The following is a 14,572-nucleotide window of genomic DNA, read 5'->3' as shown; positions in this document are numbered from 1 at the left end:
GAAAGCCGCGAGATCACCTTGAGATTCGCAGACTTCGACAGGCGCCAGATCACGCCGTCGGCGATCAGGTTGCCGACGTCCACGAGCCCAGGCGCCTCGGTTCGGGCTGCGAATGGAATCACGGCAATGCTCGGCTGCATCGCCGCTCCGTAGTCGCGCCTCCCGGCGATGGTCGGCTGCGGCCCCGGCGGACCGACGCGGTATGCTCGAACCGGCCTGTCAAAGTGCTTCAAAACGCAGTTGCCGAGATCTTCGCAGACCGCGTCGACGCCATGCGTCAATTCGTCACGCGCGGCGGCGCTCCCGATCGTCTCGCCTGGGCTGGCGAGGCTAGCCAGAGCGGCAGCCAGCTCCTCCTGCGCCGATGCGCTTGCGATCGTCTCGCCGGGTCCGGCCAGAGTTGCCAGCCGTGCCGCAAGGTTGACGCCGGTCCCGTAGATGTCGACGCCATCGCTCCAAGCCATTGCGGCGTTGATGCCCGCACGCAAGTGAAGATGTCGATCCTCCGGGAGCCCGGCGTTCTGCGCAGCCGCCGCTCGATGCATCTCGGCAACGGCATTCACGGCATCCCTGACGGTCTCGAAACGAGCAAGCAAGCCGTCGCCAAGGCTTTTCACAAGAGTGCCCTGATGCCGGGGCAATATTTCCGACGCGATCAGGCGGATGAGTTCGGTCCAGCGCTGAACGGTAGCAGCCTCATGCGCGCTCATCAGGCGCACGGATTCGACCACATCGACCAACAGCACCACGGTCTGCTGCAGCACCAGACTTGCCGCAGCATTCCCCATCGCGGGCGGTTCCGCCCGGAGATCCAGCTCGTTCTTGCCCTCCGCATCACTGCTCATATCGGACTCGAAACGGGCGCACGCCCTGTTTCATGACGCGGCGGCCAGCCGAGATGTCGCGCGGGTTCAAGCGATGCGGTGCCGGCGCTGCCCTGCTGCCGACGAATGTGGGTATGGGGATATGCTGCGTTGGCATGACCAGATACTCGAACCGCTTCTAAAGCCGCCATCGCGCGTCAGATTTGGAGCGCCTCGTCCCAAATGCAACTGCATATGATGGGTTTTGCCGAGCGCCCGAATGGTTCAGCAAAATCGCAGGCTGAAGAACCGGATCGAAAAGAAGCTGCAGTATGAGGCCGGGCGAGTGTGGTGCGCCGGAACCCCGGCTCGCTCAATCGTGATCTTGTGATCGGCGCCTGTGTTTGTGCATCTTCCCGCCAAGGGCTTGTCGCGCGCGCTCACGACTCCTAAACGAGCCGATGAAGAAGTGAAGGCCGGGATACCGCGACCATATCGCACCCGGGCTTCAGCCAGAACAACCAGCCCATTGCGCAATGACCCTCCTCTCCCGGATCTCCGTCCAAAACGATGTACGATCGGCGCGGCTGGCCGGCATCGGCCTGATGCTGCTGTCGATCGCGATGTTCTCGTTCGGCGATGCCCTGGGCAAGTTCCTGGTGTCGACCTACGCCGTCGGCCAGCTGCTGTGGCTGCGTGCCTGCGCGGCGCTGCTGCTGCTCGCGCCGTTCATCTGGCGCAACCGAGCCGCCTTTCTGCAGCTCGAGCGTCCCTGGCTACAGCTGGTGCGCGTGATCCTGTCGACGCTCGAGGTCGCGGCGTTCTTTCTCGCCACCGTCTATCTGCCGCTTGCCGACGTCATCACCTACTATCTCGCAGGTCCCATCTTCGTCACCGCGCTGTCGGCGCTGGTGCTGCGCGAGCATGTCGGCTGGCGACGCTGGACCGCGATCCTGATCGGCTTCTGCGGCGTGCTGATCGCGCTGCGGCCCTCGGCGCAGACCTTCAGCCTGCCGGCCCTGATTGCGCTCGGCGGCAGTCTGTCGTTCGCGGTGCTGATGCTGATCACGCGCAGCCTGCGCGCAACGCCGGACATCGTGATGGCGTCGTCGCAATTCGTCGGGACCTTCCTGCTCGGCGCGGCGATGTCCTCGTTCGGCTGGGTGACGCCGACGCCCGGCAGCCTGGTGATGTTCGCGGCCGCCGGCATCATCTCGGTGACCGCGCTGTTCTGCGTCAACCGCTCGCTGAAGCTCGCGCCGGCCTCAGTGGTCGTGCCCTATCAGTACACGATGATCGTCTGGGCCGTGCTGTTCGGCTTCGTCGTGTTCGGCGACGTGCCGCATCCCGCGACGATCGTCGGCGCCACCATCATCATCGGCGCGGGGCTGTACATCTACTTGCGGGAACGAAGCCTGGGGCAGGGACAGGGTGCGGTGAATCCGCCGGCCTGAGATGCCACCCTCCCCTGGAGGGGGAGGGTGGCCCGGCCTAGTTCCGCCGTCCCGCATTGGCCCAGGCCTTCAGCGAGGACCAGACGCCGCGGGTGAGGCGGAAGGCGTCGACCGGGGCGGAGGAGCCGATCACCTCGAAGCGGTGCAGTTCGACGCCGGTCCATTGGAAGCCGCACTTTTCCAGGATGTTGCGCGAGGCTGGGTTGCTGACGCGGGCGTGCCCGATCAGCAAATTGTCCTCGCTCGTCTCGAAGAAATGGTCGATTGCGGCGCGCGCGGCTTCGGTGCCGAAGCCGCGGCCCCAATGCGCAACGCCCAGCCAGTAGCCGAGCTCGGCGCGGCCCGTTGCTGGTCGATTGATCCCGACCATGCCGATCGGCGTGTCCAGATGCTCGATCAGGAAGGCGGTCTCACCCGTCTGTTCCAGCGCGCGAACGAAGCGAGCGGCATCGACCTCTGAATATGGGTGCGGCAGGCGGCGGGTGTTCTCGGCGATAACACGGTCGTCGGCGAGCCGGGCGATGGCAGTCACGTCCGCGAGCACCGGCGCACGCAGCGTCAGCCGGGGGGTCTCGAGGACGCAAGGTCTCGCCTCGCGCAAGGTGGGAGTCGTGATGTCCTGCAGCATGTCGGGCTCCATCGACGCTTCGGGATCAACTGATCAGCGAAAAAGAAAAGGGGAGGCCGGTTGTCCCGCCTCCCCTGGAGCCATCTGGCGCTCCGCCGGTTCATCAGGACCCGGCGGACGCATGTTGTTCCACCGTTATTCTATTCGGCAGCCTGGGCGGCTACCGGCCGCACCGAAATGAACGTGCGGTTGGCCCGGTCATGGAACTCGACGACGCCCTCGATCTTGGCGAACAGGGTGTGGTCCGTGCCCATGCCGACGTTGAGGCCGGGGTGCCAGGTCGTGCCGCGCTGACGCGCAATGATGTTGCCGGGAATCACGCGCTCGCCGCCGAACGCCTTGATGCCGAGGCGCTTGCCCTTGGAGTCGCGTCCGTTGCGGGATGAACCGCCTGCCTTTTTATGAGCCATCGCTCGTCTCCGATCTCGCGATCACCTTTAGCGCGATTCCGCCAAGGGATCATTCACATTTGCTGGGCGCGGACGAAAAATCCGCGCGATGAGGGTTCAAGCCAATGCGGCGCGGCAATCGCGCCGGCACGCTTACTCGGCGGCGTCGGCCGCCAGGACTTCCGCCTTGGCCTTCTTCGGCCGCGGGCCCTTGGTCGGCTTGGCGTTGCCGGTCAGGATTTCGCTGACGCGGATCAGCGTCAGCTCGTCCCGGTAGCCGCGCTTGCGGCGCGAATTCTTGCGGCGGCGCTTCTTGAACGCGATGACCTTGGGGCCGCGCTTGTGGTCGAGCACCTCGACGGCCACGGACGCACCGGCCACGGCGGGCACGCCCAGCACCGGGGTGTCGCCACCGACCACCAGCACTTCGTTCAGCTGCACGATCGTACCGGGCTCACCGTCGATCTTGCCAATCTCGAGCACATCATCCGGGGCGACGCGGTATTGCTTGCCGCCGGTCTTGATGACTGCGAACATCGTTCTCATCCTTCGTGTTCGATCCCGGCCTCGAAGCACCATGGCCCCGGGTCGGCTTCTTGTTCAGTCGTTATGGTTCATGAAGTCCGGCCCGATCGGGACCGGCGTCGCGCCCTTGGGCTCAACACCCGCCGGATACGCGCAACGACAAACGGCGCGAGAACACCCGCGCCGGTCGATCGGGTGCTTATAGCCGGGTCGGCTGACGAGTCAAGGGAAAGGGGCGAATAGGGAGTAGCGCGAGTAGGGAACGCAGGTGGCGGCCAACCTCGATCCCTATTCGCTTCTCCCTATTCGCCATTCGCCTCTCCCGCCGCAACCAAACTGTCGCCTGCGCCGTTGTTCGGGCCAACGCACAGCACGGCAGGGATCCGATGGCCGACGACGTCATGACCACCACGGGCATCGCCCGCCACGGCGCGGCGCGGCTGCCGTCGGTCGAGATCGACAGCTTCAACATCGAACTCAAGGACGAAGATGGCTTCCTCGGCGATCGCGCCTCCAAGGGCGCGTTCCGCAAGATCCTCGAGCGCTGGCGCAAGCCGTTGCGCAAATCCGACAAGGACCCGTTCGGTGACGAGGACAGCGACACCATCAGCAAGAAGGCACTGGACGCAATCCTGGTCGGCGACGACACCGAGGCTTCGGCGGTGGTGCATTCGGCGATCGAGGAATTCGCCCAGGAGCTCGCTTATGTGACCCGGCGCTTCCTGCGCACCAAGGCCTGGGCCAAGACCGAATGCATCGTGGTCGGCGGTGGCTTTCGGGATTCCCGGCTCGGCGAGCTCGCCATCGCGCGCACCGAGATCATCCTCAAGGACGAGGGCTTCGGCGTCGAGTTGGAGCCGATCCGCTACCATCCCGACGATGCCGGGCTGATCGGCGCGCTGCATCTGGCGCCGTCGTGGATCTTCGAGGCCCATGACAGCATCCTCGCGGTCGACATCGGCGGCACCAACATCCGCTGCGGCGTCGTCGAGACCGCCCGGAAGAAGGCGCCGGACCTGTCCAAGGCGTCGGTCTGGAAGTCCGATCTGTGGCGCCATGCCGATGACGAGCCGACGCGGGAAGGCGCCGTCAAGCGGCTCGCCAAGATGCTGAAGGGCCTAATCGAGGAGGCCGATACCGAGGGGCTCAGGCTCGCGCCGTTCATCGGCATTGCCTGTCCCGGCGTGATCAGCGAGGACGGCTCGATCGAGAAGGGTGCGCAGAACCTGCCGGGCAATTGGGAGAGCAGCAAGTTCAATCTTCCGGCCAGCCTGGTCGAAGCGATCCCGATGATCGGTGATCACGACACCGCGGTGCTGATGCACAATGACGGCGTCGTCCAGGGCCTGTCCGAGGTGCCGTACATGCAGGAGTTCGAGCGCTGGGGCGTGCTGACCATCGGCACCGGGCTGGGTAATGCCCGCTTCACCAACCGTCGCAAGGAGAACGGTCGCAAGGACAAGGATGACAAGTCGAAGGACGAGAAGGGCGACGACAAGAAGGCGGCCAAGAAGAAGGATTGAGCGTCGGCGCGGCCGCACCACCGTGTCTCTCGGCGGCCCGGAGGGAGCGATGCTGCGTTGCAGCGGGGTGCCTCCCCGGTCCAAGACGTGCGAAAAACCGCTGTGCAACCAATCGGATGGCCTGAAACCCGGTAACCTTGACTGGTTAGGTTAAGGAACGGTTCACATTGCGATGCACGCGCAGATGGCCCAGGGTCGCCGGCGTCGCTCAGGCCGGCCGGATTGACCCCCGTCTCTTCCGTCGGTTTCCCCAAGATGTAGCGACACGGGACCGCCGGTATGTGTCAGCGTACGGCGGTCCCACCCTCTTGCTTGTCCTTTGTCCTTTTCGACCTCCGCCAGCCATCGCGGCCTGCAACGACCAAAAAATCCTCGGCATGATGCCAGTCCATATTTACAAACCGTCTAGTCGGTTTATAAGAAGACATCCCAAATGGGGTGGGATTTTGACGGCGCGCTCGCGCCCAACGGAGTATGTACAGATGACGATCAGAGGCGCGAGATCTTGGCTGGCCGCCCTGGCGGTGACCGCGCTGGCCTGCGGCGGGGCGCGGGCGGCGGACCTGCCGGCGACCGCGTACAAGGCGCCGGCCTATGCGGCTGCGCCGGCGCCGTTCTCCTGGACCGGCTTCTATGCCGGCGCCAATGTCGGCGGTGCCTTCACCGGCAATGATGGGTTCGCCAATGCTGCGAGCGGCAATGGCGGCAAGCTGTCCGGGGTCATTGGCGGTCTGCAGGCCGGCTACAACTACCAGCTCTCGCCGCTCGTCGTGGTCGGCATCGAGAACGACCTCGGCTTCACCGGCCTGTCGCGCAAGGGCGACCTGGTCAATCCCGCCATCAGTGCGCCCTGGCTGACCTCCGGCCGCGCCCGCGCCGGCGTCGCGCTGCTCGACCAGCGGCTGTTTCTGTACGGCACTGCGGGCCTCGCGGCCGGCGAGCTGAAGGACGGTCCGATCCACAAGGTGAAGATGGGATGGACCGCGGGCGGCGGTGCCGAATGGGCGTTCCTGCCGAAATGGTCGGCCAAGCTCGAATATCTCTACACCGACCTCAAGCACGACGGTCTGCTGGACTGGCGGGCAGCCAAGATCCACACGGTGCGGGCCGGCGTGAACTACCATTTCGACCTGTTCCGCTGACTGCACCAGTGTCGACGGTGTTCGAAGGGCCCACGCGTCAGTCTCGGGCCTTCGGGACGCGCGGGTCGGGCGGTATAGCCGACTGACCCGCGCGAGCGGTTCGCTTCCCCGAGCGGACCGCAACCGGCCTGCGCGCGCCGCGCGACGGTCCGGGGAAAAATTCGGCCGGCTGCCTTGTCACCCCCTGCATCGTGCCCTAGAACGACGCCCGACCCGGGGGCTCGCCCCTGATTTGCGCCTGGAGAGGTGGCAGAGTGGTTGAATGCACCGCACTCGAAATGCGGCATAGGTGCAAGCCTATCGGGGGTTCGAATCCCTCCCTCTCCGCCAGTTCCTCCCTCGGCCACCTCCCGGCGGGGCTTGTCATGGGCCTTGAGCGGTGAGCCAGACGTTCGATCCTGCCGCCTCCGATCCTGTTGCGCTCGACAAGCTGAAATCCCGCATTCAGGCTTTGCGCGCGAAGACAATCGCCAATGGCTGCACCGAGGACGAGGCGCTGTCCGCGGCCGCCAAGGTCGCCGAGCTGCTCGATCGCCACGACCTGTCGCTGTCGGACCTCGAGCTGCGGGCATCGGCGTGCGAGCGCAAGGTCTACGAGACCCATCGCAAGAAGCGCATTCCGCTCGACGACTGCATCGGCGCGATCGCGCATTTCTGCGATTGCCGGGTCTGGCGCGAGAAGAACCCGGCCGGCGAGGCGAGCTATGTGTTCTTCGGTCTCCCCGCGGATGTCGAGGTTGCGCATTATCTGGCGGAATTGATCGACAACGCCGTGCGCGCCGAGCTCGGCCGCTACAAGGCCTCGGCCGAGTACCGCCGGTTCCGGCACCAGGACCGGCATCTCGCCAACGCCTCCTTCGCGCTCGGCATGGTGGTGTCGATCGCCGACCGACTGGTGGCGATGAAGGCGGCCCGGGACCAAGTCAACCAGAGCAGCGGTCGCGGCCTGGTCGTGCTCAAGACCTCGGTGGTCGATGCCGAATTCGGCAAGCTCGATCTGAAGCTGCGGTCGGCGCGCAGCACGAGCCGGATGGTGTCGACGACGGCCTATGAAGCGGGAGGTGCCGCGGGCACCACGCTCGCGATCAGTCCGGGCGTCAGCGGAGCGCCGCAACGAAATGGACCGAAAGGGAGCTGAACTCAGTCCCTAACGGTCGTTGCCCTTATCGCTGGCATGTCCGACCCGATCGGCCGCTGATGGGGCAGGCCACCAGCGTTGGCTGCAGCAATCGTCGGTAGCGCATGCCCTCAGCTCTTCGCGCCCGGCCCCTTCAACGCATTCCAGGCCGCCTGGTTGGCCTGGTCGAACGCCTTGCGGGATTCGCTCAGGGCGGCGCTGAGCACCGACCAGGATTCGCTGCCGGTCTGCTTCAGCTTCTCGAGATGGGCGCCGGCCTCCGCCGCGTCGGATTTGAGCTGCTTCAGCACGGCGTCGAGATCGGTGGTGCCGACCGTCGTCACCTTGGCCGCCGCCTCGCGAAACCTGTCGGCCGACTCCCGCCACGCCTTTGCCTGCGCGGCGGCGATGTCCTTGAAGGTCGCCTGCTGCTGCGCGGCCTGCTTGCCGGCGGCGTCGAAATAGGCCTTCATCTGCGCCTCGAATCCGGCCCAGTGCGCGTCCAGCTCGGTCTTCGCGCTGGCCATCGCGGCTTCGCCGGCTTCGGCTTGCGTCTTGAGCAGGGCCTCGAGATCGCCGCGGCGCTTCTTCAGGTCCGCCATGATCTCCTGCGCCTTGGCCTTCGATGCCGCTTCGGCCTCGGTCGCCTTGATTTCGAGCGAAGCCAGCGCGGCATCCATCTCGTGGAGGCGCTCCCTGGCCCAGTTCAGGTAGACCTGCATCGTGCTCTGTGCCGGCATGGCCGCTCTCCTCTGATCCATCCTGCGGCAAGCCATATAGAAACGGCGTCGTATAGTTTTGACATGCATCAAGGCCCCGGGGTGCCGGGCATCACGTTCGCGTGCAGGGCGGCAGTGCGCCCCGCATGGCGGGCCGCCATGGCCGGTGCTAGTCCTATCGTTCGAATATGATCGCACGAGGCGCGTCGAGATGACCGGTGACGAATTTCGTGCTCTCGCTTTGTCGCTCGCCGGAACGACCGAGGCGCCTCACTTCGATCGCACCGCATTCAAGCTGCACCGGACATTTGCGACCTTGGCCGCCGATGGCGCATCCGCCAACGTCCTGCTCACCCCCGACGAGCAGGAGCACTATGCCGGTCTGCTGCCCGGCGTGTTTCGCCGGGTCCCGAACAAATGGGGTGATCAGGGCTGGACCACCGTGTCGCTGGCCGATGTCGACGCCGCTTGCCTGCGCCCCGTGCTCGAGAGCGCGTGGCGCGCCGCGCATCGTGCGCAGGGGTCACGCGGCCGCAACAGGCGCTGAGCCGCCCCCGCAACGAAATTCGCAGGTGGCGAAAAAGGTTCTCACACCCTCCGCCCGACCATCAGCAGGATGCCGCCGATCTGCGGCAGCAGCGCCAGCAGGATCAGGCGGAGCATGATGAAGTCCTCGGCGGAGGGCTTCACCACGCCGCGCGACACCCAGGCCACCAGCTTGATCGCGGCCTCGGTTTGCGGATCGGCGGTCTGGCTGACCGTGGACATCGCCGCGTCCAGCGCCAGCCGGCGCTCGGCGACGGCGGCCTCGCGCTCCCGACAGAACTTGCCGACGCCGCCCTTGCACTCGCGGTCGCGCGCGGTCATGGCATCCGCAAGCGCCGTCTGTGCGGCCTGCACCGCGGGCGTCACCCGCGAGGCGCGCGCCAAGGTGACGTCGCTGATGTTGGTCGAGGCGAAGCCGATGCCGGCGGTGACCGCGAACACGAAGGTCATCAGCCACACCGTCCAGCCGGTCAGTGCCGAGGCGCGATGGCGCCCCTGCCACAGCCGCGCGGCGCAGCTCGGCATCACCAGCGCGACGAGGTCGGCGGTCACGCCGACCGCGAGAAACATCCAGCCGGCCGTGCTGTTCGAGCCGAGCGAATGCGCGAACCAGCCGTTCATGGCCATGCCGACCGCGGCCAGCGCCAGCGCGGCGAGTTGCAGCAGGATCGACGAAGCGGTGAGGCGCCCGCGTGCGACCTTGGCCGGAGTGACCGGCGCGGCGGCCGGAACGACCTCGCCCTCGATCACCGCTTCCCGCGGTGTCATTGTCGTCGGCGCGGTTGCTGCGGGGATCGCCGCGGCGGCCGCGCTCGCGGCGGCCTCCGTCCGTGCCGGCTCGGCCGCCGCCCGGCTCTTCGCCGGCTCGTTCACGAACTCCAGGAAGTCCGGCATGATCAGCGTCTCGGAGGCCAGCATCTCGTCGTCGAGCGCCGCCGTCTTGGCCTTCTCCGCCTTGTCGGCTCGGGGACGCGGACGCGGCTTGACCACCTTTGCCCGCTTCGGACGCGGCTTGGCCGTCTTCGGCTGCTGCCAGGGAATGATGGATGCGACTACGGACTCATCAGCCATCGGGGCTGCTCCAATCGGTGGTGATGGGCGCGACGCTGCGTTTGCACGCAGCGCGTCTCGCGCCGCGCATCGGGTGCACGTTTGATCGGGAATCGAGCAGCGGCCCGCCTCGAGGCGGGCTTTCGTTCTTGCGGCCGGGCTGGCGTCGCGCGAAGAAATCGTTGGCGTCTCACGCGCCCTGATCCGCCGATGATGCGGAGGGCTTGCGGTCACAAGCGCCACGTAATGAGGCGGCGCCCGGAAGGTTCTGGTCCGCGCGGGGCCGGGCCGGTCAGCCGTGCGCCCAACACCCTTGTTCTTAACCAATGGTTAACACGGATTCGCCGGTTTCGAAACGGTGCCGGGTCCTCGTTCACATATCGGATGATCGCCAACCGAGAACTGCGTCTTTGCAGTCACAACCGCAAGTGACGCCCTTCTTGTTCAATGGACGAACGCTCGGGGCCTCGGCCTCGCGGCGCGCTATGGTAGGACCTCGAATGTGGAGCTCCGTCGTCGTCTCATGCAATGTCCCTGCGGCTCAGGCTTTCCCTACGATCGTTGTTGCGGTCGCTATCTCCAAGGTGATGATCGCCCGCCGACGGCCGAAGCTCTGATGCGCTCGCGCTATACGGCCTATACGCGCGGCGACATCGGCTACATCGAATCGACGCTCGCCGCCGACCGTCGCAGCGCGTTCGATGCCGCCGTGGCGAGAACCTGGGCGACGCGCGCGACATGGCTCGGCCTGCGCATCGTCTCGTCGGTCCGCGGCCAGCCCGGCGACGCCGACGGCGTCGTCAGCTTCGTCGCAACCTATCGCGAGGCCGGCAAGACCATCGAGCACCACGAGGTCTCACAGTTTCGCCGCGACGACGACGGCGCCTGGCGCTTCGTCGAGGGTGACGCGCGAGCCGTCGTCACTCAGCCGAAGCGGGCGGCCGTCACCGCGAAGGTCGGCCGCAATGATCCATGCCCGTGCGGTAGCGGCAAGAAATACAAATTCTGCTGCGGACGGTGAGCGCAGCTGTTGATAGGAGGGGGCGCGACTGCGGGCTCGTTAGGTGCTTCCGTGCCCCGCGAAGGCAGGCGCGCGGGCGCTCAAGCCGTTGGTGCCGGCGCCAACCTGGCAACGACGGTCCAGCGTCACCGGTCTTCCCGCGCCCGCTTAGTTGCGAGCGCGAATGAGATGCAAAGATCGGAGGTATGCGGCGCGAACGATCGCGGCGGCCTCAATGTGGCTGGCCGATGTCTGCTCGTTTCCGTCGCGCGTCAGAGCGGGGGCGCCACGATGCCAACAGAGCGCAGGACTTCTCTGCCGCCGCCTTGACTCCGCCCAACCGGGCTGGCCTAGAAGGACGTAGTTCCTAACAGGGGTGGTATCAGGTGGCGGAGTTGGACGAGCAGGTCCGGCAGGACGAACGCGAGCGGTCGCAGGTTGCCGCAACCCTGTCGCCGGCAACGAAGGCGCTGTCACCGCGCAAGGCAGCCATCCTCGACCATGCCAACGATTTCGCCGATGCGCGCGCCGGCTGGCGCGACAAGGCGGCGTTCTTTCACAGCGAGGACGCGTGCTATCTGCGCTTCCTGATCCCGCCGGGCAGTCGCGTGCTCGAGATCGGCTGCGGCCTCGGCGACACCCTGGCATCGCTCGCGCCGTCCTACGGCGTCGGCATCGACTTCAGCGAAAAGCAGATCAAGATCGCCCGCAGCCGGCATCCTGAGCTGACCTTCATTCTGGGCGACGCGGAGGATCCGGCCACGCTCGCCGCCGCCACCGGCCCGTTCGACGTCATTCTGGTGCTCGACACCATCGGTTCGCTCGACGACTGCCAGCAGTTCATCGAGCAGTTGCACCCCTTGTGCACGCGCGAGACGCGCCTCGTCATCGGCTACTTCTCGCACCTCTGGTATCCGCTGCTGAAGGCTGCGGAGGCACTGGGCCTGCGGATGCCGCAGCCGGAGCAGAACGTGCTGTCGCCGGCCGACCTGCGCAATCTCGCGCAGCTTGCCGATTTCGATCCGGTGAAATCCGAGCAGCGCGTGCTGTCGCCGCTGCGGCTCTACGGCCTCGGCCGCTTCGCCAACCGCTTCCTCAGCGTGCTCCCGATTCTGCGCGCCTTGTCGCTGCGGCACTATCTGGTGTCGCGCTCGCTCCGCTGCGTGAGCGACGACGTCCGCTCGGCGACCGTCGTGATCCCCGCGCGCAACGAGCGCGGCAACATCGAGCCCGCGGTGCAGCGCATCGCCGCGTTCTGCCCGGACATCGAGATCATCTTCATCGAGGGCCACAGCAGGGACGGCACCTATGAGGAGATGGAGCGGGTGCGCCAGGCGTTCCCGGACCACGACATCAAGCTGATGCGGCAGCCCGGCAAGGGCAAGGCCGACGCGGTGTTCACGGCCTTCGACGCGGCACGCGGCGACGTGCTGATGATTCTGGACGCCGACCTCACCATGCCGCCGGAGCAGTTGCCGAAGTTCTTCGAGGCGCTGCGCTCGGGCAAGGGCGAGTTCATCAACGGCTCGCGCCTGGTCTATCCGATGGACGAGGGCGCGATGCGCTTCCTCAACCTCATCGCCAACAAGACCTTCTCCTATCTGTTCTCGTGGCTCTTGAACCAGCGCTACACCGATACGCTCTGCGGCACCAAGGTGCTCCGCCGCAGCGACTATGTCAGGCTCAAGGCCGGTAAGGCCTATTTCGGCGATTTCGATCCGTTCGGCGATTTCGACCTGATCTTCGGCGCCTCCAAGCTGAACCTGAAATCGATCGACCTGCCGATCCGCTACGCCGCGCGCAGCTATGGCGAGACCCAGATCTCCCGCTTCCGCCACGGCTGGATGCTGCTCAAGATGGTCGTGTTCGCGTTCTTCAAGATCAAGGCGATCTGAGGATGACGGGAGTTCGCGGTGTCCAGCCTCAGAGGAGGCTGCGCCGATCGTTCGCCAATCGACCTACGTCGTCAAGGCCGGGCTTGACCCGGCCTCCCATGCCTTCTTTCGCCGAGGAAGGACGACGTGGATGCGCGGGACAAGCCCGCGCATGACGAAGAAAACGATTACGAAAACATCGAATCCGCCTCGTGACGCCTTCGATCGCCTGACGCGCTTCGGCTGGCACGGCGGCGTCGCGGTCGCGCTGCTGCTGTCGCTCGTGTCGTTCCTGGCCGTCGGCTATTTCACCGTCTATTGGCGCAATGCCGACATGGACTTCATGGTGATCTACAACGCGCTCGCGATCAACGATGGCGGCGCGCAGGCCTTCTTCGATCACCCGGCCTATCTCACCATCCTGTCGGTCGAGACCTGGTTCGCGTTGCTGCATCGGCTCGGCCTGCTCGACGCCTGGACATTGTCGGCGATCCCCGCCGATCACGCTGCCTTCGATGTCGCGATGACCGGCGCCGTCCATGCCGGACGCGTCGCCGCGCTGCTGACGGCGGCGGGCCTCATCCTGGCCTTTGCCTGGCTGGCGCGCCGGCTGGTGTCCGATTGGCGCATCGCCATGCTCGCCGTCACGGCCTTCGTATTTTCCGGCGGCGTGCAGATGCATCTGCGCATCCTGCGCAGCGAGATGATGGCGGCGTCGTTCTGCATTCTCGCGCTGATGATCCTGATCGTGGCGGCGCGCCGCGCCAGCCTCGCGCGTCCGCTTGCGATCGGGCTCGCCGCCACGCTCTGCACGCTCGGTCTGGAGAACAAGGTCCATGCGATCCTGTTGATCGCCGCGATCCCCGTGCTGGTGCTGCCGTTCGGCACGGCGACGAGCCGAAGCGTTGCGTTCTGGCAATCGCCGCGCGCCTGGGCGGCCGTGCTGGTCGCCGGGATCGCTGCGCTGCTCGCCCTGAGCGCTGCCTGGCCCCTGATCGTCGCCGGCTTCGATCCTGTCAACGCAACGGCTGCCGGCCTCAAACCCATGCTGTTGGGCCGCTTCGGCGTCTATCAGCTCGCGCTGCTCGGCCTGATCGCGGCCTGCATGGTCGTCTTCGCGTGGCTGTGGCGCGTGAGCGCGGCCGAAACTGTTGCGGCGCTACTGGCGATGGTCGCCGGCGCCGCCATCGGCCTGCTCGCGCTGGATCTGAGCTACGACGTCAACGATGTCGTCGTCGTGCTCAATCCGCTGGAGAAGATGATCACCTTTGTCGACGCGCCAGATGCCGCCGGTAGCCTGAGCGGTGCGATCGGGCTGTTGTTGTCCGGGCTGTTCGGGGTCATCAGGCGCTACACCTTCGTGCTGCAAACTTCGGCGCGGCCCACGGTGTTCCTGACCTGGCTGATCATCCCGGGCATCGTCATGGCCTGGCGCCGCGGTGAGCGGCAGGCGGCCATCCAAGCCGTCCTCCTGATGCTGGCGGCCATCGGCATCGACACGCTCGGCGTCCGCCGCGGGCTGAAGGTCGAGTACTTCGTCTTCACCGATCCCCTGATCATCATTGCCGGCATGGTCCTGCTCGATCATCTGGCGGACCTGCGCTTCTCCCGCTTCGCCTATCCGATCGGCGCGGCGCTGCTCGCGCTCCATGTCGGCATCAGCCAGGCCGAGCCGGTCAAGATGGCGCTCAAGCGCAGGGGGCCTGAGGAGGTCTGCGCGTGGAGCGGCCACTACATGCCACGGATGGCGCTGCCCTGGTGCGCGCCGCCGAACAGCCCGCCGAGGACGTGACGGCCGACGC

General features: G+C 66.3%; 14 protein-coding genes and 1 tRNA gene. 9 read left to right on the top strand and 6 right to left on the bottom strand.

What is annotated here, in order from left to right; all coding sequences use genetic code 11:
* Positions 1–764, bottom strand: a 764-nt coding sequence (locus QX070_RS30430; RefSeq protein ID WP_315740835.1) for an adenylate/guanylate cyclase domain-containing protein, incomplete at its 3' end; no start/stop codon positions are given.
* 575 nt (positions 765–1,339) lie between these two features.
* Between QX070_RS30430 and QX070_RS30425 the strand changes: the two genes are divergently transcribed.
* A complete protein-coding gene (locus QX070_RS30425; protein WP_315740834.1) occupies positions 1,340–2,257 on the top strand; it encodes a DMT family transporter in 918 nt (305 codons plus the stop codon).
* A gap of 37 nt (positions 2,258–2,294) precedes the next feature.
* On the opposite strand, the gene QX070_RS30420 is transcribed toward QX070_RS30425, so the two are convergent.
* From QX070_RS30420 to rplU, 3 genes are all read right to left on the bottom strand, one after another.
* Complete coding sequence (locus QX070_RS30420) at positions 2,295–2,885, bottom strand: GNAT family N-acetyltransferase (RefSeq protein ID WP_315740833.1); 591 nt, start codon at positions 2,883–2,885, stop codon at positions 2,295–2,297.
* A 140-nt stretch (positions 2,886–3,025) separates the two neighbouring features.
* Entirely contained in the window at positions 3,026–3,295 is a 270-nt protein-coding gene (rpmA, locus tag QX070_RS30415) for a 50S ribosomal protein L27 (RefSeq protein ID WP_008961804.1), read from the bottom strand.
* A 132-nt stretch (positions 3,296–3,427) separates the two neighbouring features.
* Positions 3,428–3,811, bottom strand: a complete 384-nt coding sequence (rplU, locus tag QX070_RS30410) for a 50S ribosomal protein L21 (protein ID WP_315740832.1) — start codon at positions 3,809–3,811, stop codon at positions 3,428–3,430.
* Positions 3,812–4,185: 374 nt separating this feature from the next.
* Between rplU and QX070_RS30405 the strand changes: the two genes are divergently transcribed.
* The 4 genes from QX070_RS30405 to QX070_RS30390 all read left to right on the top strand — a co-directional run bounded on the left by QX070_RS30405 (position 4,186) and on the right by QX070_RS30390 (position 7,602).
* Positions 4,186–5,322, top strand: a complete 1,137-nt coding sequence (locus QX070_RS30405) for an ROK family protein (protein WP_315740831.1) — start codon at positions 4,186–4,188, stop codon at positions 5,320–5,322.
* Positions 5,323–5,804: 482 nt separating this feature from the next.
* A complete protein-coding gene (locus QX070_RS30400) occupies positions 5,805–6,464 on the top strand; it encodes an outer membrane protein (RefSeq protein ID WP_315740830.1) in 660 nt (219 codons plus the stop codon).
* Between the two features lie 240 nt (positions 6,465–6,704).
* Positions 6,705–6,794 (top strand) — tRNA-Ser (locus tag QX070_RS30395).
* Between the two features lie 49 nt (positions 6,795–6,843).
* Positions 6,844–7,602 carry a DUF2786 domain-containing protein gene (locus QX070_RS30390; RefSeq protein WP_315740829.1) on the top strand — a complete coding sequence of 253 codons (759 nt, stop codon included), beginning with the start codon at positions 6,844–6,846 and terminating at the stop codon, positions 7,600–7,602.
* A gap of 110 nt (positions 7,603–7,712) precedes the next feature.
* Here QX070_RS30390 and QX070_RS30385 read toward each other — a convergent pair whose 3' ends face one another.
* Complete coding sequence (locus QX070_RS30385; protein WP_315740828.1) at positions 7,713–8,321, bottom strand: hypothetical protein; 609 nt, start codon at positions 8,319–8,321, stop codon at positions 7,713–7,715.
* 190 nt (positions 8,322–8,511) lie between these two features.
* Between QX070_RS30385 and QX070_RS30380 the strand changes: the two genes are divergently transcribed.
* Entirely contained in the window at positions 8,512–8,847 is a 336-nt protein-coding gene (locus QX070_RS30380; protein ID WP_315740827.1) for an MmcQ/YjbR family DNA-binding protein, read from the top strand.
* A 41-nt stretch (positions 8,848–8,888) separates the two neighbouring features.
* Here QX070_RS30380 and QX070_RS30375 read toward each other — a convergent pair whose 3' ends face one another.
* Positions 8,889–9,917, bottom strand: coding sequence for a hypothetical protein (locus QX070_RS30375; RefSeq protein ID WP_315740826.1), 1,029 nt, complete (start codon positions 9,915–9,917; stop codon positions 8,889–8,891).
* 502 nt (positions 9,918–10,419) lie between these two features.
* Between QX070_RS30375 and QX070_RS30370 the strand changes: the two genes are divergently transcribed.
* The 3 genes from QX070_RS30370 (at position 10,420) to QX070_RS30360 (ending at position 14,562) form a co-directional block, all read left to right on the top strand.
* Positions 10,420–10,917 (top strand): YchJ family protein, encoded by a 498-nt coding sequence (locus QX070_RS30370; protein WP_315740825.1) that lies wholly within the window; start codon positions 10,420–10,422, stop codon positions 10,915–10,917.
* A gap of 365 nt (positions 10,918–11,282) precedes the next feature.
* Positions 11,283–12,791, top strand: coding sequence for a bifunctional class I SAM-dependent methyltransferase/glycosyltransferase family 2 protein (locus QX070_RS30365; protein ID WP_315740824.1), 1,509 nt, complete (start codon positions 11,283–11,285; stop codon positions 12,789–12,791).
* Between the two features lie 151 nt (positions 12,792–12,942).
* A complete protein-coding gene (locus tag QX070_RS30360; RefSeq protein ID WP_315740823.1) occupies positions 12,943–14,562 on the top strand; it encodes a hypothetical protein in 1,620 nt (539 codons plus the stop codon).
* Positions 14,563–14,572 lie beyond the last annotated feature (10 nt).

Source organism: Bradyrhizobium sp. SZCCHNR1093 (assembly GCF_032381175.1).
Classification (GTDB): Bacteria; Pseudomonadota; Alphaproteobacteria; order Rhizobiales; family Xanthobacteraceae; genus Bradyrhizobium.
The sequence above is the reverse complement of the archived record's forward strand: the minus strand, read 5'-3'. Positions and strand labels throughout refer to the sequence as shown.

Coding starts and splice junctions, on each gene's coding strand:
- QX070_RS30425 (WP_315740834.1), top strand. CDS start 1,340: ATGACCCTCCTCTCCCGGATCTCCGTCCAAAACGATGTACGATCGGCG.
- QX070_RS30420 (WP_315740833.1), bottom strand. CDS start 2,885: ATGCTGCAGGACATCACGACTCCCACCTTGCGCGAGGCGAGACCTTGC.
- rpmA (WP_008961804.1), bottom strand. CDS start 3,295: ATGGCTCATAAAAAGGCAGGCGGTTCATCCCGCAACGGACGCGACTCC.
- rplU (WP_315740832.1), bottom strand. CDS start 3,811: ATGTTCGCAGTCATCAAGACCGGCGGCAAGCAATACCGCGTCGCCCCG.
- QX070_RS30405 (WP_315740831.1), top strand. CDS start 4,186: ATGGCCGACGACGTCATGACCACCACGGGCATCGCCCGCCACGGCGCG.
- QX070_RS30400 (WP_315740830.1), top strand. CDS start 5,805: ATGACGATCAGAGGCGCGAGATCTTGGCTGGCCGCCCTGGCGGTGACC.
- QX070_RS30385 (WP_315740828.1), bottom strand. CDS start 8,321: ATGCCGGCACAGAGCACGATGCAGGTCTACCTGAACTGGGCCAGGGAG.
- QX070_RS30380 (WP_315740827.1), top strand. CDS start 8,512: ATGACCGGTGACGAATTTCGTGCTCTCGCTTTGTCGCTCGCCGGAACG.
- QX070_RS30375 (WP_315740826.1), bottom strand. CDS start 9,917: ATGGCTGATGAGTCCGTAGTCGCATCCATCATTCCCTGGCAGCAGCCG.
- QX070_RS30370 (WP_315740825.1), top strand. CDS start 10,420: ATGCAATGTCCCTGCGGCTCAGGCTTTCCCTACGATCGTTGTTGCGGT.
- QX070_RS30360 (WP_315740823.1), top strand. CDS start 12,943: ATGACGAAGAAAACGATTACGAAAACATCGAATCCGCCTCGTGACGCC.